This is a genomic window from Desulfurobacterium indicum, from assembly GCF_001968985.1.
Classification (GTDB): Bacteria; Aquificota; Aquificia; order Desulfurobacteriales; family Desulfurobacteriaceae; genus Desulfurobacterium_A; species Desulfurobacterium_A indicum.
The window spans coordinates 1-23,224 of the sequence record NZ_MOEN01000006.1; the positions used below are offsets into that span (position 1 = coordinate 1).

28 protein-coding genes and 2 pseudogenes are annotated in these 23,224 nt (G+C 39.0%); 12 read left to right on the top strand and 18 right to left on the bottom strand.

The features are described from left to right. The 11 genes and pseudogenes from BLW93_RS02380 to BLW93_RS02430 form a co-directional block, all read right to left on the bottom strand. Positions 1 to 244, bottom strand: a pseudogene (locus BLW93_RS02380) (hypothetical protein); the annotation flags it as partial. A gap of 24 nt (positions 245 to 268) precedes the next feature. Continuing rightward, positions 269 to 817 (bottom strand): annotated as a pseudogene (locus tag BLW93_RS02385) (helix-turn-helix domain-containing protein); the annotation flags it as partial. Between the two features lie 74 nt (positions 818 to 891). After that, positions 892 to 1,215 (bottom strand): DUF7132 family protein, encoded by a 324-nt coding sequence (locus tag BLW93_RS02390; protein WP_076712520.1) that lies wholly within the window; start codon positions 1,213 to 1,215, stop codon positions 892 to 894. Between the two features lie 9 nt (positions 1,216 to 1,224). Further along, complete coding sequence (locus BLW93_RS02395) at positions 1,225 to 1,992, bottom strand: ABC transporter permease (RefSeq protein ID WP_076712521.1); 768 nt, start codon at positions 1,990 to 1,992, stop codon at positions 1,225 to 1,227. Beyond that, positions 1,992 to 2,984 carry a hydrogenase expression/formation protein HypE gene (gene hypE / locus BLW93_RS02400; protein WP_076712522.1) on the bottom strand — a complete coding sequence of 331 codons (993 nt, stop codon included), beginning with the start codon at positions 2,982 to 2,984 and terminating at the stop codon, positions 1,992 to 1,994. The genes BLW93_RS02395 and hypE overlap by 1 nt, the downstream gene beginning before the upstream one ends. Positions 2,985 to 3,024: 40 nt before the next feature. Further along, on the bottom strand, positions 3,025 to 3,786 hold the full coding sequence (locus tag BLW93_RS02405) for a phosphatidate cytidylyltransferase (protein WP_076712523.1): 762 nt from the start codon (positions 3,784 to 3,786) through the stop codon (positions 3,025 to 3,027). Next, positions 3,779 to 4,471: a polyprenyl diphosphate synthase gene (gene uppS, locus BLW93_RS02410; RefSeq protein WP_076712524.1), complete on the bottom strand. Its 693-nt coding sequence runs from the start codon at positions 4,469 to 4,471 to the stop codon at positions 3,779 to 3,781. Before uppS ends, BLW93_RS02405 begins: the two co-directional genes overlap by 8 nt. Positions 4,472 to 4,496: 25 nt before the next feature. After that, positions 4,497 to 5,384: a methylenetetrahydrofolate reductase gene (locus BLW93_RS02415; protein WP_076712525.1), complete on the bottom strand. Its 888-nt coding sequence runs from the start codon at positions 5,382 to 5,384 to the stop codon at positions 4,497 to 4,499. Then, positions 5,374 to 6,000: a methylenetetrahydrofolate reductase C-terminal domain-containing protein gene (locus BLW93_RS02420; protein WP_076712526.1), complete on the bottom strand. Its 627-nt coding sequence runs from the start codon at positions 5,998 to 6,000 to the stop codon at positions 5,374 to 5,376. Before BLW93_RS02420 ends, BLW93_RS02415 begins: the two co-directional genes overlap by 11 nt. Before the next feature lie 11 nt (positions 6,001 to 6,011). Then, positions 6,012 to 6,851, bottom strand: coding sequence for a SurA N-terminal domain-containing protein (locus BLW93_RS02425; protein WP_076712527.1), 840 nt, complete (start codon positions 6,849 to 6,851; stop codon positions 6,012 to 6,014). Beyond that, entirely contained in the window at positions 6,848 to 7,390 is a 543-nt protein-coding gene (locus BLW93_RS02430; RefSeq protein ID WP_076712528.1) for a peptidylprolyl isomerase, read from the bottom strand. Before BLW93_RS02430 ends, BLW93_RS02425 begins: the two co-directional genes overlap by 4 nt. Before the next feature lie 154 nt (positions 7,391 to 7,544). Here BLW93_RS02430 and BLW93_RS02435 point away from each other — a divergent pair, with 154 nt between their 5' ends. The 8 genes from BLW93_RS02435 to BLW93_RS02470 all read left to right on the top strand — a co-directional run bounded on the left by BLW93_RS02435 (position 7,545) and on the right by BLW93_RS02470 (position 12,895). Continuing rightward, entirely contained in the window at positions 7,545 to 8,051 is a 507-nt protein-coding gene (locus tag BLW93_RS02435; protein ID WP_076712529.1) for a YceD family protein, read from the top strand. 1 nt (position 8,052) lies between these two features. Then, the gene (gene rpmF, locus BLW93_RS02440) at positions 8,053 to 8,232 is read left to right on the top strand and encodes a 50S ribosomal protein L32 (protein WP_076712530.1); all 180 of its coding nucleotides are present in this window, start codon (positions 8,053 to 8,055) and stop codon (positions 8,230 to 8,232) included. Between the two features lies 1 nt (position 8,233). Then, on the top strand, positions 8,234 to 9,250 hold the full coding sequence (gene plsX, locus BLW93_RS02445) for a phosphate acyltransferase PlsX (RefSeq protein ID WP_076712531.1): 1,017 nt from the start codon (positions 8,234 to 8,236) through the stop codon (positions 9,248 to 9,250). After that, positions 9,240 to 10,181 (top strand): beta-ketoacyl-ACP synthase III, encoded by a 942-nt coding sequence (locus tag BLW93_RS02450; protein ID WP_076712532.1) that lies wholly within the window; start codon positions 9,240 to 9,242, stop codon positions 10,179 to 10,181. The genes plsX and BLW93_RS02450 overlap by 11 nt, the downstream gene beginning before the upstream one ends. Positions 10,182 to 10,190: 9 nt before the next feature. After that, on the top strand, positions 10,191 to 11,138 hold the full coding sequence (gene fabK / locus BLW93_RS02455) for an enoyl-[acyl-carrier-protein] reductase FabK (protein WP_076712533.1): 948 nt from the start codon (positions 10,191 to 10,193) through the stop codon (positions 11,136 to 11,138). 77 nt (positions 11,139 to 11,215) lie between these two features. After that, positions 11,216 to 11,668 carry a 6,7-dimethyl-8-ribityllumazine synthase gene (ribH, locus tag BLW93_RS02460; protein WP_076712534.1) on the top strand — a complete coding sequence of 151 codons (453 nt, stop codon included), beginning with the start codon at positions 11,216 to 11,218 and terminating at the stop codon, positions 11,666 to 11,668. Between the two features lie 13 nt (positions 11,669 to 11,681). After that, positions 11,682 to 12,104, top strand: coding sequence for a transcription antitermination factor NusB (gene nusB, locus BLW93_RS02465; RefSeq protein WP_076712535.1), 423 nt, complete (start codon positions 11,682 to 11,684; stop codon positions 12,102 to 12,104). After that, positions 12,101 to 12,895 carry an LpxI family protein gene (locus tag BLW93_RS02470; RefSeq protein WP_076712536.1) on the top strand — a complete coding sequence of 265 codons (795 nt, stop codon included), beginning with the start codon at positions 12,101 to 12,103 and terminating at the stop codon, positions 12,893 to 12,895. Before nusB ends, BLW93_RS02470 begins: the two co-directional genes overlap by 4 nt. On the opposite strand, the gene BLW93_RS02475 is transcribed toward BLW93_RS02470, so the two are convergent. From BLW93_RS02475 to BLW93_RS02500, 6 genes are all read right to left on the bottom strand, one after another. Then, entirely contained in the window at positions 12,882 to 13,691 is an 810-nt protein-coding gene (locus BLW93_RS02475) for an MBL fold metallo-hydrolase (RefSeq protein ID WP_076712537.1), read from the bottom strand. The genes BLW93_RS02470 and BLW93_RS02475 overlap by 14 nt on opposite strands. After that, positions 13,688 to 14,185 (bottom strand): pantetheine-phosphate adenylyltransferase, encoded by a 498-nt coding sequence (gene coaD, locus BLW93_RS02480; protein ID WP_078058070.1) that lies wholly within the window; start codon positions 14,183 to 14,185, stop codon positions 13,688 to 13,690. Before coaD ends, BLW93_RS02475 begins: the two co-directional genes overlap by 4 nt. A gap of 1 nt (position 14,186) precedes the next feature. After that, positions 14,187 to 15,761, bottom strand: coding sequence for a 2,3-bisphosphoglycerate-independent phosphoglycerate mutase (gene gpmI / locus BLW93_RS02485; RefSeq protein WP_076712538.1), 1,575 nt, complete (start codon positions 15,759 to 15,761; stop codon positions 14,187 to 14,189). Between the two features lie 100 nt (positions 15,762 to 15,861). Continuing rightward, a complete protein-coding gene (locus BLW93_RS02490) occupies positions 15,862 to 17,547 on the bottom strand; it encodes a radical SAM protein (RefSeq protein WP_076712539.1) in 1,686 nt (561 codons plus the stop codon). After that, a complete protein-coding gene (locus BLW93_RS02495; RefSeq protein ID WP_076712540.1) occupies positions 17,528 to 18,700 on the bottom strand; it encodes a cation:proton antiporter in 1,173 nt (390 codons plus the stop codon). The genes BLW93_RS02490 and BLW93_RS02495 overlap by 20 nt, the downstream gene beginning before the upstream one ends. Then, a complete protein-coding gene (locus tag BLW93_RS02500; RefSeq protein ID WP_076712541.1) occupies positions 18,700 to 20,124 on the bottom strand; it encodes an NAD-binding protein in 1,425 nt (474 codons plus the stop codon). The genes BLW93_RS02495 and BLW93_RS02500 overlap by 1 nt, the downstream gene beginning before the upstream one ends. Before the next feature lie 170 nt (positions 20,125 to 20,294). Here BLW93_RS02500 and BLW93_RS02505 point away from each other — a divergent pair, with 170 nt between their 5' ends. The 3 genes from BLW93_RS02505 (at position 20,295) to BLW93_RS02515 (ending at position 22,389) form a co-directional block, all read left to right on the top strand. Next, on the top strand, positions 20,295 to 21,041 hold the full coding sequence (locus BLW93_RS02505) for an ABC transporter ATP-binding protein (RefSeq protein ID WP_076712542.1): 747 nt from the start codon (positions 20,295 to 20,297) through the stop codon (positions 21,039 to 21,041). Next, positions 21,034 to 21,975, top strand: a complete 942-nt coding sequence (locus tag BLW93_RS02510; RefSeq protein ID WP_076712543.1) for a SufB/SufD family protein — start codon at positions 21,034 to 21,036, stop codon at positions 21,973 to 21,975. The genes BLW93_RS02505 and BLW93_RS02510 overlap by 8 nt, the downstream gene beginning before the upstream one ends. A 78-nt stretch (positions 21,976 to 22,053) precedes the next feature. Then, positions 22,054 to 22,389: a class II SORL domain-containing protein gene (locus BLW93_RS02515; RefSeq protein WP_076712544.1), complete on the top strand. Its 336-nt coding sequence runs from the start codon at positions 22,054 to 22,056 to the stop codon at positions 22,387 to 22,389. 27 nt (positions 22,390 to 22,416) lie between these two features. On the opposite strand, the gene BLW93_RS02520 is transcribed toward BLW93_RS02515, so the two are convergent. Continuing rightward, entirely contained in the window at positions 22,417 to 22,770 is a 354-nt protein-coding gene (locus tag BLW93_RS02520; RefSeq protein ID WP_076712545.1) for a NifB/NifX family molybdenum-iron cluster-binding protein, read from the bottom strand. Between the two features lie 167 nt (positions 22,771 to 22,937). Here BLW93_RS02520 and BLW93_RS02525 point away from each other — a divergent pair, with 167 nt between their 5' ends. Then, positions 22,938 to 23,216 (top strand): metal-sensitive transcriptional regulator, encoded by a 279-nt coding sequence (locus BLW93_RS02525; protein WP_076712546.1) that lies wholly within the window; start codon positions 22,938 to 22,940, stop codon positions 23,214 to 23,216. Positions 23,217 to 23,224: the final 8 nt, after the last annotated feature.

Below are 23,224 nucleotides of genomic sequence, written 5' to 3' on the forward strand. Positions count from 1 at the left end.
TATCTCTTGGAATTCTCAGATTTTCAAGCTTACCGATAACAGTATCTAAGTTTCTAACGTAAAAGCCGTTCTTTGTTCCTCCATGTTCTTTAAGAAACACTTCTCTTTCAGCCGTCATGATTGACTCTAAGGTTTGCTTTACCACTTCCTTAACTAGGTCTGGTAAAATCTTCTGTAGTTCCATTTTTGCCTCCTGGGGTTGGTATTTGTGGGGTGTTCCCCAGGAGGTTATCCCATTTCTCAAGCTTACACAAAATATCGTACACTACCAAAACCGTTTCCCATTCTTGCTACTTTTTGTAGAATAAACCTTAGCAAACCTTATTCTCGTAAACTTATCTATCGCTGTGAACTGGTAAAAGGTTTTTCCGCACCAGTAGAGGTATTTGACGTCTATCAGGACGGTTCCGGGTTTGTCTGCTTTTAGTCCTCTTCTGGTGCGGTTCTTTTTTCCTCTTTCCTTCCTTTTCCTGTAGTTGTTTCTTTTCTTTCTGGTTCTCTCTATGAGCTTATGTCTTTTGAGAATTCTGTAAATTGTTGATGGTGAAATCTCTATTTGAAGGTGTTCTCTCATGAAGACTGAGATTTTTTCTTTGCTCCAGGTGAGGAATTTTGTCCTTATTGTGATTATGAGGTCTTCTATCTCTGGTGGTGTCTCAGGTTGTCTTACTCTGTGGGGCCTTCTATTTCTGTCTCTTAGTCCTTTTATTCCGTATCTTTTGTATCTGTTGAGCCATTTTTCAGGGTTTTTTTTGAATGTCGTATTTGTGTCTGATGTATGGAGGTATGTTACTTTGTATCTTTTTAACTGTTTCATCGGTGGACACCTCCTTCTTGTGGTGTTCAAATGTTATTGTAAGGTGTCCACCTTCTTTCTGAACTTCAACACTTTTAAAACTCGTCTTTAACGTCTTCATACTCTTTGTAGCTTTCGTCGGTTATTATGGAGTCTATAAACCGGTCGATGTCGTCTCTGTCAAGGAAAGTGGCTGTTAAAAGTCTCCCTGTAAACTTGCCGTTTTTGATTTCCCAGAACATATAAAAGTCTGGATATGCTTTTTTAAGTTCTTTGTATGCAACTCCGTATTTTGAGGGTTTTAGTGGATTCTGTTCAAGGTAAAAAAGAGAAGGAGAAACTATGATTCTGTAAAGTTCGGCTCCGGTTTTGGTTACTACTTTTTGCAGTCTTATCTCTTTTGATTCTTTAACTTTCATAATTCCTCCCTATTCTGTTTCTAACTTTAATCCAAAAATTTTTATCCACAAAAGCATGAACATTGTTGGTACAAGTGCATACTCAAACAGCATTGACGATAAAACGGTAAATTGAATAATTGCAGCTTTAAGTGGGAATGTTCCTGCCATTAAGAGACCTACCATTATGCCGGGAATGTGAACAATTCCCGCTGCTTTCATCATGTCTCTCATAGGAATGGTTGCATTTCTTAGAATTTCCTTAAATATAATACCGAATATTTTCATATCAGAGGCACCGATGGCTGCCAACGATACTATGAAATCTTCCATGTCTTTCAATCTTGCCTTGTAAAAATTGAAGGATAAAGAAAGTGCTCTCATTCCTCCGGCGACAATGATTCCGCACATAGGAATGATTTTTGTAGGTTTGAAGGTTACAAAACCTACTCCGAGGAGCGGACCGATAACGGTTAAAGTGACAAATAAAATGGTTATGAATATCAAAAAGAAGATCTTTTTCTTGTCGTAAGATTTGAGTTTAAAACGGCTTAACGCTATCCACGAAGCGTTGAATATCATAACGATGATAATAGAAAAGGTCATTAATCTGGAGTTGAATTTTAAAAGAAAAATTAAGACAGCTCCTATTCCTATTAGCTGGATTAGAGAGAGAATTGAATTGACGGCAAGCTCTTTCCACAGTCCTATTTCCATTTTTCTGTCAAAGATAATTACAAGCAAAACAAATGTGTAGGAAAGAGCCAGAAATTTTAGTATGTCGGTTTCCACTATCATCAACATATCCTTGGAAGGGGATCGTCTTCGAGAAGGTCAAGAAGCCTTTCACCGCCGATTCTGGTTTTTAACCTGACTCCTTTGAAACTATCAGTTACTTCTCCGATGATTGCGCTGTCTTTCCCCAACGGGTGTTCTTTTAGAATATTGAGAGTGCTTTCGGCGTCTTTTCTATCAACTACTATCAGTGCTTTACCTTCATTGGCAAGATATAGCGGGTCGTATCCTAACATGTCGCAGACAAATTTTACTTCTTCTCGAACAGGGATTTTATCCTCAAACAGTTTTATACCGTAACCGCTCATTTCTGAAAGTTCAACCGTAACGGTTGCCACACCCCCCCTGGTCGGATCTCTCATCCACTTGAGTCCAGAAATGTCAAACAGAGGAGTAAGAAGTGTATTTAAAGGGGCACAGTCGCTTTTTACGGGGATTTCCATGTCAAATTCTTCACGAGCCAGAGATATTGCTATTCCGTGGTCGCCGATATAGCCAGTTACGATAACAACGTCTCCCGGTTTTACAAATTTTGGGGAGAGTTCTTTTTTTATTTCTCCTATACCTGCTGTGTTTATATATATGCCGTCACATTTTCCCGATTCAACTACTTTTGTATCCCCCGTAGCTATTACTATCCCGGCTTCTTTTGCCGTTTTAGCTATTGTGGAGATTATGTCTTCCAGTTCTTTAAGAGAGAATCCTTCTTCTATTATAAGTCCCAGCGATAGGTATTTTGGTATTGCTCCGCTCACGGTGAGGTCGTTTATTGTTCCGCACACCGAGAGTTTGCCTGTGTTTCCGCCGGGAAATTTAAAAGGCTTTACAACGTATGAATCTGTCGTCATGGCGATATTTGGTGATGAAAGTTTCAGGTAGGATGCATCTTGAAGCGATTTTAGTTCTTCAAAATCAAGGTATTTTAAGAATAGATTTTCTATTAGTTCTCTTGTTAATTTTCCGCCGCTTCCGTGAGCTATTTCTATCTTTTCCATCTGTCTTCCTCCCGTTAAAAGTTAGACAGACATTTTAACATTAAAATAGCCTTATGCCACTGTTTAAGAACATTAGGAGAAATGGAGCAACGGCTATGGAGCTGTCCAGTCTGTCAAGCACGCCTCCATGTCCCGGAATAGTGTTTCCGGAGTCTTTCACATCGAAATATCGTTTAAGATAGCTTTCAAATAGATCACCGATCTGGGAGATGATCGTTAAAGCAAAAAGAATTCCTACAGTGGTTGCAGAATAGTTGATAATTCCCAGTCTGGTTCCGACTATCAAAGATATTATTGTTCCTCCTATACTTCCACCTACTGAGCCTTCTACAGTTTTTTTAGGGCTTATGGCGGGGGCAAGCTTATGTTTCCCGAAATAGCGTCCTGTCAGGTATGCCAGAGTATCTACAGACCAGACTATTGAAATGAGAAATACCAGAAGTTTCCAGTTAAAAGTTGCGATACTTCCTATACCGATGGTTATGTATGTGAATGTTAGCGTAAAAGGAAAGAAAGTTTTGCTCTCGATATTTTCAATTATTGTGAGGTAAAAGAAAAGCGATAGGATTGTGAGCGGTACGATGATTTCTCTATGGTGGAGATGGCTGAACAGAACAATTGAGAAAGTAAATATTACAAAAGGCACAAATCTGTATTCTGATAGTCCAGTTATGTCAAGTAATTCGCCGATGATTTGAAGTCCCAGGAAGAGAACCAGAAACAAATAAAAGGCACCGGTCGCCTTTAGCATAATAAGAGCGTAGGCAATAACTATCAAGGCTCCAATTATTCTATCACTCACTTTTGATGCCTCCGAATCTCCTTTCCCTTCTGCCGTATTCTTCTATTGCTTTCTTGAATTCTTCTGGTGTGAAATCAGGCCATAGTGTTTTTGTAAACCAGAGTTCTGTGTATGCAGACTGCCAGAGGAGGAAGTTTGATATACGCATTTCGCCGCTTGTTCTTATGAGAAGATCAAGATCGGGAAGTTCCGGCATGTAAAGGTTTCGTCTTATGGTTTCTACTGTTATCTTTTTTGCTCCTTCTTTCAGTGCTTTGTTAACGGCATCTATTATCTCCTGTCTGCCGCCGTAGTTTACCGTAAATACAGCTTTCATTGTTTTACAGTGGGCTGTTTTTTCTTCGATTTCTTTAAAGCCTTCTTTTAAGTAGTCTGGTAACTGCCAAAGCCTTCCGATGGTTCTAAATTGGACGTCTTCTTCCAGAAAGAGAGGAAGTTTTGATTTTACGTATTCATACATAAGGTTAAATAAGAACTCTACTTCTTTTTTTGGTCTTTTCCAGTTTTCTGTGGAGAAAGCGTATAGAGATAAATATTTTATTCCAAGCCTTTTGGCTGCTTTAACAATTTCAACGGTGACGTTTGCTCCCACTCTGTGGCCCTCTATCCTGGGCAGACCTCTTTTTTGTGCCCATCGGCCGTTGCCGTCCATTATTACGCCTACGTGAACGGGTATCTTGTCCATAAATCTGACTCCGTAAAATTTGTAATTAAAATTTGTGGTTATATGGACTTTCGTTTTTCAAGTAATCTATAAATTTCGCAAGTTCATAGGTTTTTCCGACAAGCATGAAATGTATGCCCCTGCCGAATTCGGCTATGCCGTGGGCGATTTCAAGGGTATATTCCCAGCCGTATGTGTGAGGGTCTTTTGCACTTGCCAGTTTTTCGATAAATTTGTCGGGGACTGATTTGGGGTTAAGTTTTTTTATGAAGTTTGCCATTTTTAATGATTTTATAGGCAGTAATCCTATAATAGGTATTGCCCCTGTCTCTTTGATAATTTCATGTGTTCTTTTAGCGGTTTCTATGTCATAAACAGGTTGAGTTTGTATAAATTTTGCTCCTAATTCTACCTTCTTTCTGAGTTTTTCAATCTGTAGTTTTTCAGGTCCTGCAAAAGGATTGAAAACGGCTCCTACGTTAAATGAGGGCTTCCCCTTTAGCTCTTTCCCGTTTATTAGGTGTCCTTCTTCGAGGGTTTTAACTATTTTTAACATTAGTAGAGAATCAACGTCAAATACCGGTTTTGCTCCTTTTTCATCGCCTAAAGTTGTGAAATCACCGGTCATTAAACAGATATTTTTGATACCGAGTATGTAAGCTCCTAAAAGATCCGATTGGAGAGCTATACGGTTTCTATCTCTTGCGGTGAACTGACAGATCGGTTCGAAGCCGTTTTCAAGAAGCACTCTGGACATGGCAATAGATGAGGCTCTTACCATTGATCGCTGGTTGTCCGTTACATTGAACCCGTCAACGTAGCCTTTCAGTGGTTTAATACCTTCTATTATTGTTTGATAGTATGTTCCTCTTGGTGGTGCCACTTCTGCTGTTATTATGAATTTGCCGTTGTTTATCTTTTCGCTAAAGCTCATTTTTAAACCGCCTCGGATGGTTTGATCTGGAGAAATCTATAAAGGTTGGTTCTCCTATTCTAAATGGTTGTTTCAGTTTTTTGAGTTTTCTTTCTATAGTGAACCATACACATTCAGTATCGTTGTTTACTTCACACATTCCGTTTATTGCACCGCCGCAGGGGCTGTTCTTGAGTGATTTCGGACATCTTGCTATGGGACATATACCTGCGGTTTCAGATATTATGCAGTCTCCACAGGCAATGCAGTATTCATAGAATACTTCTCTGTGGCAGTCAGCACCTATGAATAGTGTTGATACGCCTGTTACAACCGGTATCTCTGTTTCTTCTGCTACTACCTGTGTTCCTGCTCCGCAGGCGAGAGAGATGATGACGTCGGTTTCTTTGAATTCAAGTTTTCTTACCTTTTCTATAAGGCATGTTCCGCCTATCGTTAAAACTTCTGTTATCTCTTTCCCGTTATTTTCTAAAAATTGAGCGATTTCTTTCGCCTCTCTCAAGCCACCTTGCATGCACCTTCCTGAGCCTATTTCACATCCCAGAACAGTCACTTTTTTGTACGGTGATATCAGTTTAAGGATTTCATTGAATGGTTTAAGTTCAACAACTACCATCTAATTTATCCTCACGGTTTGAAATATTCTATGTGGGCAGTTGATCTTAATTTTTCTACGAGGGATTTTAGGGCTTTTGCGTATTCTTTCTTCAGGAGTTTTTCTTTAATCTTTTCCGTGTTGCATGATGCTTGTTTTTCTCCTTTAACGTAAATGACGTAGATTTTTCCGTTGATAGTAACTGTCTGAGGCACTCCTATTTTTGAGCTCCAGACTATTTTATCTATGGGTTGAAGGAGCATACCTCTCTTTACGTTTCCGATGAATCCGCTTTTGCAGTTGTTTTCTTGAGTGCATATTTTGGTTGCGTTTTTAAAGGGTAGTCCTTCTTTTAGATAGGATTTTATCTCTTCTGCCAGTGTGCTGTTATCGGTTACCACGTAGTACACTTCTCTTGCTTTTGTTCCCTCTGCTTTGCAGACCTTTTCTATCTCTCCGTCGGATATTTTAAGGTTTCTCTTTATCTTTAAGGCAATTAGTTTTTGTATCAGCAGTTGTTCTTCCAGTTTTTTCTTAAGATCTTTCCATTGGATTCCTTCCTTTTCAACGGCTTTCCTGAATTCTTCTACGTTTTTAAACCCATTTGCCTTTGCAAGATTTTCAAGTGCCGTTTCAAAGGTCTTATTGTCTATGGACAAACCTTCCTTTCTGGCTTCCGATAGGAGAAGAGCTTTGTTAATTAGCTCTTTTGCCGCGCTTTTTTCATCTACATTGTTTTCGGAAGCATACTTCTCGATTTCGCTGTGGAGAATCGGGATGTTGTTAACTGTAATTTCCACATAATCCAGAATTTTTGCGTCGGCGTAAAATGTCAATGTGATAAAAAGAAAAAGGGAGAAGAGCCACCTCATTTCCCTTCTCCTATTATTTCAATTTTGTGATTTTTCTTGATTGAGTTTATGTATTCTTCGACAGCTTGCTGTTGCTTTTGTTTGATAAGTTGTGCTTTCAGGAAATTCTTGATTTGGTCAAAGGGAACTGGCTTTCCGTCAAGACCTTTAAGTTCATTTTTGTGTTTTTCGTAGAAAGCTTTAAGTTCTTTATCTGTAACTTTTATTTTGCTTTCTGGAATTTTCTTGTTCAAAAGGGCGGTTGCCAGTATCTGCTTTATGGTGTTTTCTATCTGCTTTTTAACTTTTGGATCTTTGTCAATTCCTTCTCTCCTGGCTTCCTGAACTAAAATTTCCTGATCTATCAGGAATTTTATCAGCTCTTTTCTCACTTTTGGGTCGTTTTTATCATATTGGGTCGGTAGAGAGTCTAAGAGATTGTTAAGGTCCTGCTGCGTAATTGTTACGTTGTCTACTTTTGCAATGATTTTTGACTTTGCCATTACTGGGGTGGTAGCAACTGTTATAATTGTTAGAGCGGTTAAGAGTTTCTTCATCATCATGTCCTCCGGTTTAAAGTTGTTTAACTAAAAGTATTAAATTTTTCGTTAGGGTCAATTGCATTCTCAGGTTAGAAAGCATAACTTTACCTCTCGTAATTTTGTTATCATACCACAGACTAATTATTTAATCTTCTGTTCGGGTGGTTCGGCCATGAAGCGTTATGTTAATTTAAGAGAGATTACGGTAAAAGAACCTTTGAAAGTTGATACTGAATTTAGTGAAAAGGTTCTGGAACTTCCTGAAGATGAAGTGGTAAAGTCAACGCCGTTTTCTCTGCATGTTGAGATATATAAAAGAGCTGTAGGTTATAATGTCAGAGGTCATATAAAGGGCAATGTAATTTTAAGGTGTAGCCGTTGTGATAAAGAGTATGAGGAAAAGATAGATCGAGATTTTTCCTTTGATCTTATGCCTACATCCGAAATAACAGAAGGCCAGATAAAACACGGAGAACTGGATGTTAAGTTTTCCGATGAAGATGTGATGGATCTTTCAGAGGTTGTAAGGGAGCAGATTTTTCTGAATCTTCCTGTTAAACCTCTTTGTGGTAGAGAGTGTAAGGTGGTTGATTATCGAGAATGGGATGAAGAGACGAAAGATGGTCGCTGGGATAAACTTAAAGAATTGAAAGAAAAACTTGATAGAAAGGAGAAGTGAGATGGCTGTTCCAAAGAGAAGAGTGTCAAGCACGAGAAGAGATAAAAGAAGAACACACTGGAAAGCTGCGAAGCCTGCTATTTCAGTATGTCCTAACTGTTATCAGCCAAAGCTTCCTCACAGAGTTTGCAAGCACTGCGGCTACTATAACGGTAAGCAGGTAATTGAGGTAGAAGAGTAATATGAGGGTTATCCTTGACGCCATGGGGGGTGATAACGCCCCCTATGTTCCCGTTTTGGGAGCCGTGCAGGCGGTAAAGGAGTTTGGTTATAAGGTTTTTCTTGTTGGAAGAGAAGAAGCTATTAAAAAAGAGCTTGATAAGTATTCCTTTCCTGTATCTTCCATAGAAATTGTTAATGCGGAAGATGTTGTTTCTATGGAGGACCAGCCTTCTGAAATTTTGAAAAAAAAGAGGAACTCCTCCCTCCATGTAGGGGCAAAGCTTTTAAAAAGCGGGGAAGGTGATGTTTTTGTCAGTGCTGGTAATACTGGTGCTGTTATGGCCGTTTCCCTATTTACTCTTGGAAGGATAAAAGGGATTGATAGACCGGCTATTTCTGCGATATTGCCAAACCTTAAAAGTCAAACTTTCCTGCTTGATGTTGGTGCCAATGTTGATTGCAAACCTGTTCATCTTTTCCAGTTTGCGATAATGGGAGAGGCATACGCAAGGTATGTTTTAAAAGAAGAAAATCCACGGATAGGTCTTTTAAGTATTGGTGAGGAAGATACTAAAGGGAATGAGCTCACAAAAGGAACCTTTAAACTTCTTGCAAAAGCGAGGGAAAAAGGCCTTAATTTTGTAGGGAATGCGGAAGGCAGAGACATCTATAACGGCAATTTTGATGTTATAGTTTGTGACGGTTTTGTCGGTAATGTTTGTCTTAAACTCAGTGAAAGTGTTGCTAAAATCCTTGCAAAAATTCTTAAGGAAGAGATAGAGAAGCATTTTATTTCAAGGCTTGGTGCGTTAACGCTTCTTCCTGCCATAAAGGGTTTTAAAAAACGTATTGACTATGCAGAATGGGGAGGAGCACCTCTACTTGGGCTTAAAAAGCCTGTTATAATAGCTCATGGTAGTTCTAATGCTAAAGCTATAAAAAATGCCCTTCGTGTCGGCGTTGAGTTTGCCGAAACGAAAGTCGTTGAACATATAGAAGAAAATATGGAAAAATACGGGAAGATAGATGGGAATTAAGATTGTTGCGACGGGTTCTTATGTTCCGAATAAGGTGCTTACCAATTTTGATCTTGAAAAGATGGTAGAGACTTCTGACGAGTGGATAACTACAAGAACCGGTATAAAGGAGAGACGGATTGCCGAGAGCGAAACGACGTCCGAGATGGCAACCAAAGCAGTTTTAAATGCTCTTTCTGGTAAATCGGCAGAAGATATTGAATTATTCCTGACGGCTACCGCCACTCCAGATATGTTTTTCCCTTCAACAGCCTGTATCGTTCAATCAAATCTAAAAAATAAAAAGGCACTTGCTTTTGACATATCTGCAGCGTGCACAGGATTTATATATGGTCTTTATGTTGCGGACTCTATTATGCGTTCCAAAGATATAAAAAAAAGCATTGTTATTGGAGCGGAGAGATTTTCAAAGATTCTAAACTGGGAAGACAGAACAACTTGCATTCTATTTGGTGACGGTGCCGGAGCGGTTGTTTTGGAACAGTCGGAAGAAGAGGGGATTTTAGGTTTTGACATAGGTGCTGATGGTTCTTATGGAGATCTTCTTTATGTTGAAAGTGTCGGTTCAAACAGTGAGCCACCCCATTATCTTTATATGAAGGGAAATGAAGTATTCAAAGTAGCGGTTAGAACAATGACAGACTCTGCAAAAAGGGTTCTTGAAAAGACAGGTATTTCTGCAGATGAGATAAGTATGCTTGTTCCTCATCAGGCTAACGTCAGGATTATAGATGCCGTGGCGAAAAGGCTAGGTATTAAAAATGATAAAATATTTATTAATTTGAATCGTTACGGCAATACAAGTGCAGCTTCTATTCCGATAGCCCTTGATGAGGCTGTTCGTGAAGGAAAGGTTAAGAAAGGAGATCTCGTTTTAATGGTTGCATTCGGTGGTGGTTTTACGTGGGGTTCTTGTATAGTTAGACTTTAGGAGGGTGGCATGATAAAAACGAAGATATGTGAGCTGCTGGGTATTGAATATCCTGTTCTGCAGGGCGGGATGGCTTGGATAGCTGACGGTGAACTTGCAGCTGCTGTTTCAAATGCTGGAGGTCTTGGAATTATAGCCGGTGGAAATAGAAGTGCCGATGAGTTGAGAAAAGAAATTAGAAAGTGTAAGGATTTAACTGACAAGCCTTTTGGCGTTAATATAATGTTAATGATGCCTAATGCTGAAGAGATCATTCAGGTTTGCCTTGACGAGAAGGTGCCTGTTGTTACGACAGGAGCAGGTAATCCGGGAAAATATATTCCTGCTTTTAAAGAGAAAGGTATAAAGGTTATACCCGTTGTTGCAAGTGATGCTCTTGCTAAAAGAATGGAAAGGATAGGATGTGATGCAGTTATAGCGGAAGGTATGGAAGCCGGAGGTCATATAGGTAAACTCACAACAATGGTTCTTATTCCGGCTATTGTTAAAGCCGTTTCAATACCGGTTATTGCAGCTGGTGGTATAGCTCTTGGAGAACAAGCTGCTGCCGCATTTGCTCTCGGTGCTGAAGGTATTCAGATGGGAACCCGTTTTCTTGCTGCTAAAGAGTGTAACGTTCATCCTAAGTATAAAGAGAAAATCCTTAAAGCAAGGTTTAATCAGGTTACTGTAACAGGTCTTACAACGGGACATCCAGTTAGGCTTATAGAAAATAAGCTGACAAAGAAATTTGAAGAGCTTGAATTTTCCGGTGCTCCGAAAGAACAACTTGAAGAGCTTGGAAGGGGAAGATTGAGGCTTGCTGCAGAGCAGGGAGATATAGAGTGGGGTTCCGTTATGGTAGGTCAGGTAGTTGGCTATGTTAATAAAGAAGAGACCGTAGAAGAAATAATAAAAGATATAATGGAAGGTGCTGAAAGAACCTTGAAGGCACTGTGTGATAGATTTGGAAAATAACTACTCTTGATATTTTGAGAGGGTTTTGCCCTCTCCCTCTGATATAATCAATCAAAACCTTTAAAAAGGAAATTATAATGAGAGTTTACGAAGGGAATCTAAATGCTAAAGGTTTAAAGTTTGCAATTATTGTCAGCAGGTTTAACGCATTCATAACCGACAGGCTTTTGGAAGGTGCCGTGGATTGCATAGTCAGGCACGGGGGAAGTGAAGAAAACATTGATATTTATAAAGTCCCCGGTGCTTTTGAACTTCCGCTTGCAGTGAAAAAAGTCGGTAAAAAAGATTACGATGCTGTTATAGCCCTTGGAGCAGTTATAAGAGGGGAAACACCTCATTTTGATTATGTTGCAGCGGAAGTCAGCAAGGGAATAGCAAGTGTTTCCCTTTTACTTGAAAAACCGGTGGCTTTTGGAGTGCTTACAACCGATACGGTTGAGCAGGCAATAGACAGGGCCGGGACAAAGGCGGGCAATAAAGGTTGGGAAGCAGCACTTTCAGCGATAGAGATGGTTAATCTATTTAGATAAACGAGGATTAATAATGCCACTTTCGAATAAAGATAAAAGAAGAGCAAGAGAGCATGCAATTTTGATGCTCTATCAGTATGATGTTGGACATTTCGAGCCTGAAGAGGTTAAGTCATTCTACAGAGAGGAGACGGAAGGAGAATCTTCGGAAGTTCTATCTCTGGCAGAGAGTCTTTTTGATGCAGTTGTGTCTAACAAGGAAGAAGTAGATACTGTTATATCAAAGTTTATAAAAAAGGGATGGAGCTTGGACAGACTTCTCCCTGTTGATAGGGCTATTTTGCGCCTTGCAACAACAGAAATTCTTAAAGGTTCTTTCTCTCCGGTTCCTGCAATAATAAATGATGCTATTGAAATAGCGAAAGAATACGGTGAGGACGAAAAGTCACCTAAATTCATAAATGCCATTCTTGACAGGATTGCAAAAGAAAGATGAAGATAGGACTTCTTGCTGGAAGCGGTAAACTGCCTCTTGAATTTCTAAAAAGTGCTTCTAAACAAGGATATGAAACCGTTCTTTTTGCTATTAAGGGGATAACTGATCCTGGAATTTACGGATCTGCCGATAGGGTTTATGAAATAGAACCGTTTAAGCTGGGTAGATTTTTATCATTTGTTAAAAAAGAGCGTCCAGATAAGATGGCAATTCTCGGAAAGGTTGAACACTCGGAGGCTCTGTCTTTTAAAAATCTTGATTTTAAAGCCGTTACTTTTCTTTTTTCTTTAAAGGATAAAAGGGCTGAAGCGATAATAGGTGGTATCATAAGAGAGATAGGAAAGCTTGGTATTGAAGTTGTTGATCCTACACCTTTCCTTTCCCATCTTCTTCCTGCTCAAGGTGTTCTTATTGGTAAACTCACCAGAGATATTGAGAAAGATGTGGAGTTTGGATTTAGAATTGCAAAAGAGATTGCCACTCTTGATATTGGCCAAACAGTTGTTGTTAAAAAAGGTGTTGTTGTGGCTGTGGAAGGTATAGAAGGAACGGATAGATGTATTGAAAGGGCTGCCGAACTTGCAGGAAAAGGTTTTGTCGTTTGCAAGGCAGCAAGAAAGAATCAGGATATGAGGATTGATGTTCCTACCATAGGTGTTAATACTATTGAAAAGATAGGTTCTTTAGGTGGTAAAGCTCTTTGCATTGAGGCAGATAAGACATTTATAATTGATAAGGATGAAGTTATCAGGAAAGCGAAAAATTTTGGTGTTATGGTTATCGCTGTTTAACAGGTTTTAACGTTTCAAGGTCGAATATCATGTTATCCCATGCTGCTATTGTTCTGATACCTGTTTCATCTGTTAAATTTTCTGCTATCTCCCATGGTTTTGCATAGACCATTGTTCTTCCGAAATGGGTCATTATGGCAACTTCCGGTTTTATCCCTTCGATTAGCATTTTTGCATCAACCGTTGAAAGGTGAGGAATATTTGGTCTTGGATCTTTTAGCGTTACGTTCATTATAAGAACTTTAACGTTTGAGTAAGCTTTTATCAGTTTCTCGAAAAACTTTGTATCGGTTATATAGCCTACGGAAGTAGTGTTTGACTTATTTCTTATGATGGTTCCGTATGTTTCTACACCATGAACATGCTTTATGGGGAATGATACATTTGCGTTCTCTATTTCTTTAGATAATCTCTCCTTTATGATAACAATTTCTTGAAGATTGTTTCTTGTAAATTTGAGAACGACAGGGTCTTCGGATATGGCGTCTTCAGGGCACAGAAGAATTCCCTTTTTTCTTTTTCCTCCGAGAGTTATCGTTTCAATGACGTGATTTACGTCGGCACAGTGGTCAAGATGCCTGTGGGAGACGATTATTGCTGACAGCCAGTGAGGATTCAGCCCTTTTTTGTGAGTATATATGAATGCGCCTGGTCCAGGGTCTATGTGAAGGTTTGTCCCTTCAATGTTAATCCACATTCCGCCGGCCTGCCTTATCAATCCAAAAGCGGCGTAGCGGGCGCCGGCTGTTCCCAGAAATACTATTTTGTTCTTTACTGCTTCTTCTGTAAGCTTCAATCTTTTCTTCCCATTTTCTCGAGAAGTTTCTGTTTTACGAAAGGTGTTACAAATTGTTCTACATCGCCGCCATAAAATGCCAGCTCTCTAACAACGGAAGAAGAAAGGTAAGCGTAATCATCGGATGGCATAAGAAAGACAGTTTCTATTTCTGGATAGAGTTTTCTGTTTATTGACGCCATAGTAAATTCGTGGTCCATATCAGAGATGATTCTAATTCCTCTTATTATTGCTATAGCTTCTTCCTGTTTTGCAAACTCAACCAGGAGAGAGTTAAACGTCTTTACTTTTACTCTTCCGTTTATTCCTATCTCCTTCAGGCTTTCTATGAACATCTCTTTTCTTTCTTCTATTGAAAAGAGCGGTTTTTTCCTTGGATTTTCGGCTATTCCTATGACTAGTTCGGGGAATATTTCAAGACCTCTTTTAACAATGTCAAGGTGTCCGAGCGTCACCGGGTCAAAAGTTCCGGGATATATTGCCCTTCTAATCATTTTATTCCTCTATAACGAGATTTTCGCCTGTCATCTCTTCCGGTTTTTCTTCGCCGAGCAGTGAAAGAACTGTTGGTGCTATGTCGGCGAGGATACCTGCTATTTTAACACCTCCAAAGTCCTCTGGGATTTCTACTTCCTTGCTTTTTCTTCTGCCTATTTTGTAGGTTCTGCATGTATTTCTTACGACAACAAAAGGTACGGGGTTGGTTGTATGTGCGGTTTGCGGTTGCCCCGTTTCTTTGTTGATCATCTGTTCAACGTTTCCGTGGTCTGCCGTTATTATGCATGCTCCGCCTTTTGAAAGGACTGCCTTTACGACTTTTGAAAGACAGATGTCAACCGTTTCCACAGCTTTTATTGCAGCTTCCATTATTCCTGTGTGACCGACCATGTCAGGATTTGCAAAGTTAAGGACTAAAAGCTTGTAATCGTTGTTTTCTAGTTTTTCTATGAATTTTTCTGTCACTTCAAATGCACTCATTTCCGGTTTAAGGTCGTAAGTGGCCACTTTTGGTGACGGTATTAAAGCTCTGTCTTCGCCGGGGAAGGGTTCTTCTCTTCCACCGTTGAAGAAGTAGGTTACGTGGGCGTATTTTTCTGTTTCTGCTATTCTCAGTTGTTTGTATCCTTTTTTTGAAATGACTTCACCGAGAACGTTTGTAAGCTTCTGTGGCGGGAATGCAACATCAAACGGGAAACTTTTTTCATAAAGTGTCATTGTCCCTATCAGGGGTTTTACAACTTTTTTTCTTTTGAAACCATCAAAGTTATCAAATCCAAGGGCTGATACTATCTGTCTCATCCTGTCCGCTCGGAAGTTGAAGAAGAATACAGAATCTCCATCTTTTACGATTCCGTTTTTATCAAGGACAAAAGGTGTGACAAATTCATCGTTTTCACCGTTTTTGTAAGCTTCATGAAGTGCTTCAATAGGACCTTTTGCCGTTTTTCCTTCTCCCAATACCATTGCGTTATATGCTTTTTCTGTTCTGTCCCACCTTTTGTCTCTATCCATGTAATAGTATCTTCCACCTAAAGTTGCTATTTTACCTATCCCGAGTTCTTTTGTCTTTTCTAAAAGCCTTTTTAGATATTTTTCCGCGGATCTTGGTGGTGTGTCTCTTCCATCAAGGATTGCATGAATGTAAAGTTCTTTTACCCCTTCCTTTCTAGCCATTTCAAGAAGGGCAAATAGGTGTTTTATATGGCTGTGAACACCGCCGTCTGATAGCAGTCCTACAAGGTGGAGCCTTTTATTTTTTGCGTTTCTCATAAGTTTTTTAAGAGTGTCATTTTCGAAAAAACTTCTGTCTTTTATGGCTTTCGTTATTCTTACAATGTCCTGATATACGATCCTTCCTGCACCTATGTTCATGTGTCCGACTTCTGAATTTCCCATCTGACCTTCAGGAAGTCCAACCGCTTCTCCAGAAGCTATGAGAAGAGCTTTGGGGTATGTTGACCATAGATAGTCCCAGAAGGGGGTGTTTGCCTGTGCAATTGCGTTTCCTTCTTTTTCCGGACTGTATCCGAAGCCGTCTAATATTATCAAAGCCACAAATTTCTCGTTCATATCTTCTCCTTATTGAGAACAATTTGCAATTTAAATTTAAAAGGATAATACACGATTTTCAACCGTGCAGGAAGGATTATATAGAAAACCGCTGATGTTTTCACTCAAAAGTGATGTACTGGACAACCTTTTCAAGTCCCGAGAAAAGTTTTAAGAATTCTTCTTTGTTTTTAAAGGGTCGTTTCAGGATTATGTCTGAAGCTGTTCTCTTTGATATCCCTGGTAAGAAAGAGATAAGTTTTAACGATACTTTGTTTATGTTAAGCGGATAGGGTAGCCCGATAACAGAGCGTTCTCTGTGCCCTACAACAGTTATGTCTATCATCATGTTTAAAGGCAGTTTGTCAGGGATTCTGATGAGTATCGGATACGTTGCAAGTTGCCTTCCCAAGGTGTGGCCGCCGTCGTAGGCTTCGAGAAGAACATCTTTTATTAGCGTGCCTGTTGGAAACACCTTTTTTATCATGGGAAGTTCTATTTCTTCCTTTACAAACTGCTTGAACTTTTCAAATTCTCGTTTGTATCTAGTTTTTGGGTTTTTGACCATATCTGCTATGTCTGTTCCTTCAAAAACCATGACCTGTCTTATATTAATTCTTCTTAAAAGAAGCCCTCTGTCTAAAATTTTTTTCAGGAAATCTTTGTTTTTTTCAAAGGTTTTCTTTGTTTCTCCTGGAAGTCCGACCAGAAAATTTATTCCAGGTAATAGTTTGTATAGTCCGTTTTCTCTCTCTTTGAATCCACCGACACGGTTGACTATTTCTATTGCTTTTTCTATTCCTTCCGGAGTTACTTTGAGGTTGTTTTTTGCTATTACTGTCTCATCGGCACTTTCAAGTCCAAAGGCGGCAACATCACCTTCTGTATCGTAAGTGGCTATGCACTTTAGAGCCTTTTCCGATTCTTCGGGAAAGACAGCGATTGTTCCTGCGTTTACGTTGTCTATATGTAATGTTTTTATGTTTCCGATTTCTTTTATCTTTTTAAAAAGAGTGCAGATGGTTTCTGAAGATGGCTTTGTGAAATCCCCTTCTGTAGGTTTTCCCATAAAACCTAAAATGTTTGGTTGCCTTCCAATTCTGAAAAACTTGACGCCGTGATTAAAGAGTTCTCGAACTTCTTTTTCTATTCCTTTAATGGTTCTGAATTCAGGATTTCCGTAGAACTTTTCGGTGCAGTAGGAACAGTGCCTTTTTCTTTCACATCCTCTATATGTTTCTATTTCACATATTATGTGAGGAAAATTAGGGTGCTCATTTACTATGAAAGCACCAAGAGGAGCTATTAAATCGACTTCCCGGGGAGTTATTTTGAATTCAAGGTTGCCTTCCGGTAAGCTTTTCCCTTCTAAGAGACTTTTTCCGATAATCAGAGCTGCTTTTTCTATATCTCCTTTTACTATAAGGTTGTAACCGGAAAGGTCTAACCTTTTTGCCAGTGTTCCGCCTCTCATGGAGAAGCCAAACTGCATGGGGCCGCCGACGATGGTGAACATCGGGAATTTTCCTATCTCTTCAAGTTCTTTTGCCGTTATCGGAGTTCCTCCTAAATATCTGCCGGGAACGGTAAGTCCTGCAATGACGAATACAATGTCAGCTGTAACTATTTTTTCCTTTTCTTTCACATTTTTTCTGAATGCATCAATAGTTGTATAAGTGATACTCTCTTCTGGGAGACCGCTCTTTATCAAAGCACCGGCGACATATCTTGGATATGTTGATAGATAAGGGGGGACGCCGAGACAGGTTGGTTCGTCAACATATCCGTCAAGAATCGCTACTTTCAACTTTGTTTTCCTTGTTAAGTATGTTGAAGAAGACAGGTGATATTACGCCCGTAATTATAGCAAGCAGAATAAGGGCTGCTTCCTGATGATGGTCTATAAGGTTCATTGCTCTTCCCATTTCTGCTGTAACGATTACAAGGGTTAAAGGAGCAGAAAGGAGAAATCCTGCTGATACTGCCTTTTTGAGGTCGATTCCGGTAACCGTGAGAAGAAGAGAAGGTAGTATTTTGGCAATGTAACTTCCTACTGTTAAAAGTCCTAAAAGAATAAGCAGATGTTCGTTGATGTGAGGCATCTGGAATTTTATACCTACGTATATGAAGAATACAGGAATTAAGAATCCAAAGGATATTCCGGAAAGTTTTTCTTCTATCTTTTCGGTATTTGGGAAGACCGTTGAAAAGATCATACCGGCGATGAACGCTCCCAATATTGGTTCAACATCGATTAGTGTTGCAAGAGCGGACAAAGCGAACATTATTGCAAGGCTTATCCGTGCCCCTATTTCTGTTGGGTTCTTTTCAAAATATATTTTAATTTCTTTCGGATACCACCACATTAAACTTTTTAAGATTAAAAGGATGATTCTGGCTACCGTAAAGAAAGCAATTAGCTGAGCTATCTTTATAAAGAAGAGAAGCCCGAATCCGAATTTAACTATTATTGAATAAATTGTTAGAACAAAAATACTAAGAAATTCTCCGACAGTTCCTGTTAGAAAGAGAATTTTCCCGTAATGTGTTGAAAGGATACCTTTCTCCCTAAGGACAGATACTACAATTCCTACAGAGACAGCTCCTATGGCTATAGAAACGATTGTTTTAAGGTGGAAGAAACCTCCGAATATAAAGGCAACGATAAAAATCAGGATAGGGACAAAAAACACTGTAAGTTTTTCTTTAAGTGTCAATTCTTTTATTTCTGTGAGTTTTACCTCAAGTCCTGCCATGAACATTAAAACCAGGAATCCAAAGTTGGATAGAAAATCAAGCCATTGAGATTGATGAATTAAATGGAGGAAAGAATTGCCCAATATAATTCCGTATATAACTTCCCCGACAGCTACGGGTATTCTCAACATATTACTGGCAAAAGGTGCCAGAAATATTCCTGAAGTTAGAAGAACAATAGAAACTACAAGGTGTTTATCCATTATTCACCTACGCAGGTAAGTAGAGTTGAGCACTTCGTTCTATGTAGCATATGGTAAGGTGGATAAGGGTTAAACCAGTTTGTCTTTTTACCTTTTCTTGCACCAAGTATAACCAGATCGAATTTTTTGCTGAGTTTGGCAACTTCGGAAATCGGATTTCCTTCTTTTACAATCAAATCTATCTCCTGTTTATATAAGCTTGAAAACTTTGTAATTTTATCTTGTATTATTTTTATCTTTTCTTCTTCTGTTGATGCATCTGTTGTAACGTAAACCGCAGAGATTTCTGCCTCAATCTGGAGGGCTATCTCTATTCCTATTTCCAGAGCTCTGTAACCGTTGAAAGAACCAGAAACAGGAACCAGAATTTTTTTGTAAGGTGTAGTTCCCCTTCCTATTAGCACAGGGGAGAGAGTATCTTCAGCTATCTCTACTGGAAGTGTTTTGATTCCAAAGTAAAGGGGCCATTCTTTGTAAAGGTCAGGCATTATGATTATTCCTATGTCGTCATCTTTTACTTTTTCTGCGAAATCTTTTTCACACAGTTTCAACTGTTCCGTTTTTATCGTTTGATCCGGAGCTTCTGTTTCGAAAATATGTTTTATGTTGGAAGAGTCTGGGAAACAGGTAAAAATAGATACTGAATTTATTTTTGTATTCTTTGCCATGAAAGTGCCGTCTTTAACAGCTCTCATATTTATGTGATCATTGGATTTGACCAGTAAAGCCTCTTCTGAACCAAACTGAACCGGAAACTGAGCTTCTCCTGAACGTATAAGTCCTACTATGTGCTTTAGGATTTTTGGTTCACCTACGATCAGAACTTTGTCTCCAGGTTTTATTATTGTTTTCTTTGTGGGAAGAAGAAGCTTGTTATTTCTAAATATTGCAACTATTCTCCACCTTCTTGAAGTAAACTTACTTACAGGATAACCTACAAGCATGGAAGTTGGCAGTATTGTTACTTCAACGATCTCTCCTTTTCCTAAACCTATGTTTGTTGCCGTAACGACGCCGGAAGAGATTCTCCTCTCAAGTAAAGAGGCTGTTGCGACTGCTTTATTAACACATTCTATTCCTTCTCTCTCAAACCATTCGTCATGGTCTATATGGTTGGATACTGCGTATATTGATGGGACGTTATGTTCTTTGGCTATTCTGCACGCTTCAAGGTTTGCTTCATCGTCTCCCGTGCATGCGACGAAGACTTTTGCGTCTTCAAGTCCCGCCCTTTTAAGAATGAGTTTACTTGTTCCGTCTCCCTGGATTAAAACAGTTCTGCTTAAAGCTCCGCTGTCTAAAAATTCAACAATTTGCTTCAGTTTGTTTTCGTCGTTGTCGATTATTGTTAGATGCCACTCTTTCTTTACCCTTTTTATTAATTCTTTCCCGACCTGACCGGCGCCGACAATGATGATTTTCACGTTTTCTCCTGTTCTTTTGTTATAACAATAATTTATCATAACTTAAGGACAATGGGGAGGGTTTCGGAGTTAAAGTTTAATAGTAATTATTATCAATAATGTGCTGAAAAAGCTTGACATATTAGTATGTTTTAATAAATTCAAAGTGGAAACCAGAGGGAGGTAGATTGATGGAACTACCGATTCTTACGCTTAACGATGTGAAACTTGAAATAGAAGGAAAGCCGATTTTGAGAGGGGTTAACCTTAAGATTAATAAAGGAGAGATCCATTCTATTTTGGGTCCTAACGGTGCTGGAAAGTCAACTTTAGCTTCTCTAATAATGGGAATAAATGGTCTTAAATCTCCGACATCCGGAGAAATAATTTTTGAGAATAAGATAATTAACGGCCTTTCAATATATGAAAGGGCAAAACTTGGGATTACACTTGCATGGCAGGAACCTGCAAGGTTTGAAGGATTAACCGTTGAAGAATATCTAAGAATTTCCGGAAGACACAATCCAGAACTTGATGTTGAGAAATGTCTTCTTGCTGTGGGTTTAGAACCTAAACTTTACCTTAAAAGATTTGTAGATGCTTCTCTTTCAGGTGGAGAAAGAAAAAGGGTTGAGCTTGCTTCAGTTCTTGCTATGAGGCCTAAGCTTGCGATTCTTGATGAGCCTGATTCCGGTATAGATTTTGCTTCAATGGAGGATATTGCAGGAATGATAAGAGCTTTGAGGGATAATGGGGCGACTGTTCTGATGATTACGCACAGGGAAGAGATAGCAGAAATTTCAGATAGAGCTTCCCTTATGTGTGAAGGACGTATAGTTCAGACAGGAGAGCCTGGAGAGATAGGAGAAAAGTTTAAAAGCGCCTGTCTTAAATGTGAGATAAGAAACCCAGAGCTTTTCGGAGGAAAAGATGAATAAAAACATTTTAAATACACTTGCCATTAAGTTTAAACAGATAGGTTTTCCTGCTGAGATTATAGAGCAGAAAAGACTCGGTCTTCTGGTGGAAAGGAACAAAGTTCTTGTCAGGGAACCTGCACCGGGTATAAGACTTGAAGCGAAAGAAACAGATAATGGTGCTGAAATCAAAGTTTACATAGAACCCGGGACGAAAATTAAAGAACCGGTAAATATCTGTTTTACAATGGGGGAGTTAAGCGGTGACCAGGAGATATCAACAGAGATCCTTGTAGGTGAAGATGCTGATATTACGTTTAAGGTTTACGGCGTTGTTGCGGATGGTTTGACAGTAAATCACAGAGCAAGAACAAAGGTTGTTGTTAAGAAAAATGCAAAATTTATTTACGAAGATGAACATTACTACGGAGAAAACTCTTCTATTGTTCTGCGGAATTATACTGAAGCGGAGATAGAAGAGGGAGCTTACTATATGTCTTCTTTCAAAAGGGCAAAAGGTAGAGTTGGAGATGCGGAAATAACCTTAAAAGCTACTGTTGGTGATAGGGCAACTGCTGTTTTTGAAACTAAACTTTTAGGTAAGAAGGATGATAAGATAAAGGTAACGGATATTATTAATCTTGAAGGTGAAGAAGCAAGGGGAATTTCAAAAAGCCGTATCATAGCGCTTGATAAAACTTATGCAGAATTTATAGGTGAGACTTACGGAAATGGTTCTTACAGCAGGGGACACATAGACTGTTCAGAAGTGATAAGAGGTAAGGATGTCATTTTGAAAGCAGTTCCAATTGTTGTTGTTAATAATGAGACTGCAAAGGTTACCCATGAAGCAGCAATAGGAAGTCTTGATAAGAAGCAGCTTGAAACCCTAATGGCAAGAGGACTTTCAGAAGATGAAGCTGTTGACGTGATTGTCCAGGGTATGCTCAGATAAATGAAAATCAGTTGCAATTAATTTAATTTGGTATATATTTTAAATAACAGATTAAAACAGCAATTTAAGGAGGGAAAGATGAAGGTTTTTGGTCCAGAACCGGAAGGAAAAAGGAAGCATACCCCTGTAATAGAAGCACCTGCGAAAGTAAAGAAAGGTGAATGGTTTGATGTTAAGGTTGTAGTTGGAAAGGATATTGCTCATCCGAACACAAAAGAGCACTGGATTCAGTTTATCTCTCTCTGGGCTGATAACTTCATAGTAGGAAGAGCTACTCTTGAACCTGAAGTTGCCGCATCAGAGGTTACCTTTAAAGTAAAGCTTGAAAAAGATGCAGTTTTAACGGCTCAGGCTTACTGTAACCTTCACGGTCTCTGGCACAGCGAAGAGGTAAAGGTAGAAGTTGAAGAATGATTGAGCGGGGAATTTCCCCGCTTTTATTTAAAAGTGGGAATAGGATATTTTAATTTTTCCTTTAATAAAAAGTTCCACCGCTTCTTCTATTGTATTTACCTCTGGAGGTATTCTATAGACTGTGATCTTCTTCATTAAAAGTTTTATGAAGGGTGATTCTGCTATTTCTTTCGTAAGTAATCCTTCTACTCCATTTTCATACAGCAGATCCGCTGTATTTTTACCTTCCGTACATCCACTACTGCATCCACCACATGCATAGATATTTCTAATAATTTCCTTTTCTCCTGTTTCAGTGTTGATCTTCAAAAATGCTGGGGATGTTCCAAAAGTTGTTAGAAGCTTTTCTCCAGGAATATCTGTAGGTATTGCTATTATCATTCTTTTCTCCTTTGAAAAAAATTTTTCATAAAAAATAGAGAGAAAAAGTGTTAACTTCCTTGACTTTAATCAAACATTCAAAGTTGATTATTGTCTTTATATACTTGACATTTTATTTAGCCGTCATTATACTATACCCCGTAGGGTATATAAGTCGGAGGAAAAGTATGATAGAGTCTGACATAAAGGAAGAAAAGAAAAAAGTAATCCAACGATTAAAAAGAATAGAAGGACAGATCAGGGGACTTCAAAGGATGATAGAAGAGGGGGAGCACTGCGAGGATGTACTTATTCAACTTTCAGCTGTTAAAAGTGCCATAGAATCTCTTTCTGTTGCCGTTATGGGGTCCTATTTGAAACACTGTTTTGTTAAAGAAGGCATTATACATCCTGGAAAAAAACGGGAGCTTGAAGAAGCTCTTAAGGTTTTAAAACGCTTAAAGTAAAAAGGAGG

Excerpts from the sequence above, each read along its gene's own strand:
- BLW93_RS02390 (WP_076712520.1), bottom strand. The coding sequence starts at position 1,215 with ATGAAAGTTAAAGAATCAAAAGAGATAAGACTGCAAAAAGTAGTAACC.
- BLW93_RS02395 (WP_076712521.1), bottom strand. The coding sequence starts at position 1,992 with ATGATAGTGGAAACCGACATACTAAAATTTCTGGCTCTTTCCTACACA.
- hypE (WP_076712522.1), bottom strand. The coding sequence starts at position 2,984 with ATGGAAAAGATAGAAATAGCTCACGGAAGCGGCGGAAAATTAACAAGA.
- uppS (WP_076712524.1), bottom strand. The coding sequence starts at position 4,471 with ATGGACAAGATACCCGTTCACGTAGGCGTAATAATGGACGGCAACGGC.
- BLW93_RS02415 (WP_076712525.1), bottom strand. The coding sequence starts at position 5,384 with ATGAGCTTTAGCGAAAAGATAAACAACGGCAAATTCATAATAACAGCA.
- BLW93_RS02420 (WP_076712526.1), bottom strand. The coding sequence starts at position 6,000 with ATGGTAGTTGTTGAACTTAAACCATTCAATGAAATCCTTAAACTGATA.
- BLW93_RS02425 (WP_076712527.1), bottom strand. The coding sequence starts at position 6,851 with ATGAGGTGGCTCTTCTCCCTTTTTCTTTTTATCACATTGACATTTTAC.
- BLW93_RS02430 (WP_076712528.1), bottom strand. The coding sequence starts at position 7,390 with ATGATGAAGAAACTCTTAACCGCTCTAACAATTATAACAGTTGCTACC.
- BLW93_RS02435 (WP_076712529.1), top strand. The coding sequence starts at position 7,545 with ATGAAGCGTTATGTTAATTTAAGAGAGATTACGGTAAAAGAACCTTTG.
- rpmF (WP_076712530.1), top strand. The coding sequence starts at position 8,053 with ATGGCTGTTCCAAAGAGAAGAGTGTCAAGCACGAGAAGAGATAAAAGA.
- plsX (WP_076712531.1), top strand. The coding sequence starts at position 8,234 with ATGAGGGTTATCCTTGACGCCATGGGGGGTGATAACGCCCCCTATGTT.
- BLW93_RS02450 (WP_076712532.1), top strand. The coding sequence starts at position 9,240 with ATGGGAATTAAGATTGTTGCGACGGGTTCTTATGTTCCGAATAAGGTG.
- fabK (WP_076712533.1), top strand. The coding sequence starts at position 10,191 with ATGATAAAAACGAAGATATGTGAGCTGCTGGGTATTGAATATCCTGTT.
- ribH (WP_076712534.1), top strand. The coding sequence starts at position 11,216 with ATGAGAGTTTACGAAGGGAATCTAAATGCTAAAGGTTTAAAGTTTGCA.
- nusB (WP_076712535.1), top strand. The coding sequence starts at position 11,682 with ATGCCACTTTCGAATAAAGATAAAAGAAGAGCAAGAGAGCATGCAATT.
- BLW93_RS02470 (WP_076712536.1), top strand. The coding sequence starts at position 12,101 with ATGAAGATAGGACTTCTTGCTGGAAGCGGTAAACTGCCTCTTGAATTT.
- coaD (WP_078058070.1), bottom strand. The coding sequence starts at position 14,185 with ATGATTAGAAGGGCAATATATCCCGGAACTTTTGACCCGGTGACGCTC.
- gpmI (WP_076712538.1), bottom strand. The coding sequence starts at position 15,761 with ATGAACGAGAAATTTGTGGCTTTGATAATATTAGACGGCTTCGGATAC.
- BLW93_RS02495 (WP_076712540.1), bottom strand. The coding sequence starts at position 18,700 with ATGGATAAACACCTTGTAGTTTCTATTGTTCTTCTAACTTCAGGAATA.
- BLW93_RS02505 (WP_076712542.1), top strand. The coding sequence starts at position 20,295 with ATGGAACTACCGATTCTTACGCTTAACGATGTGAAACTTGAAATAGAA.
- BLW93_RS02510 (WP_076712543.1), top strand. The coding sequence starts at position 21,034 with ATGAATAAAAACATTTTAAATACACTTGCCATTAAGTTTAAACAGATA.
- BLW93_RS02515 (WP_076712544.1), top strand. The coding sequence starts at position 22,054 with ATGAAGGTTTTTGGTCCAGAACCGGAAGGAAAAAGGAAGCATACCCCT.
- BLW93_RS02520 (WP_076712545.1), bottom strand. The coding sequence starts at position 22,770 with ATGATAATAGCAATACCTACAGATATTCCTGGAGAAAAGCTTCTAACA.
- BLW93_RS02525 (WP_076712546.1), top strand. The coding sequence starts at position 22,938 with ATGATAGAGTCTGACATAAAGGAAGAAAAGAAAAAAGTAATCCAACGA.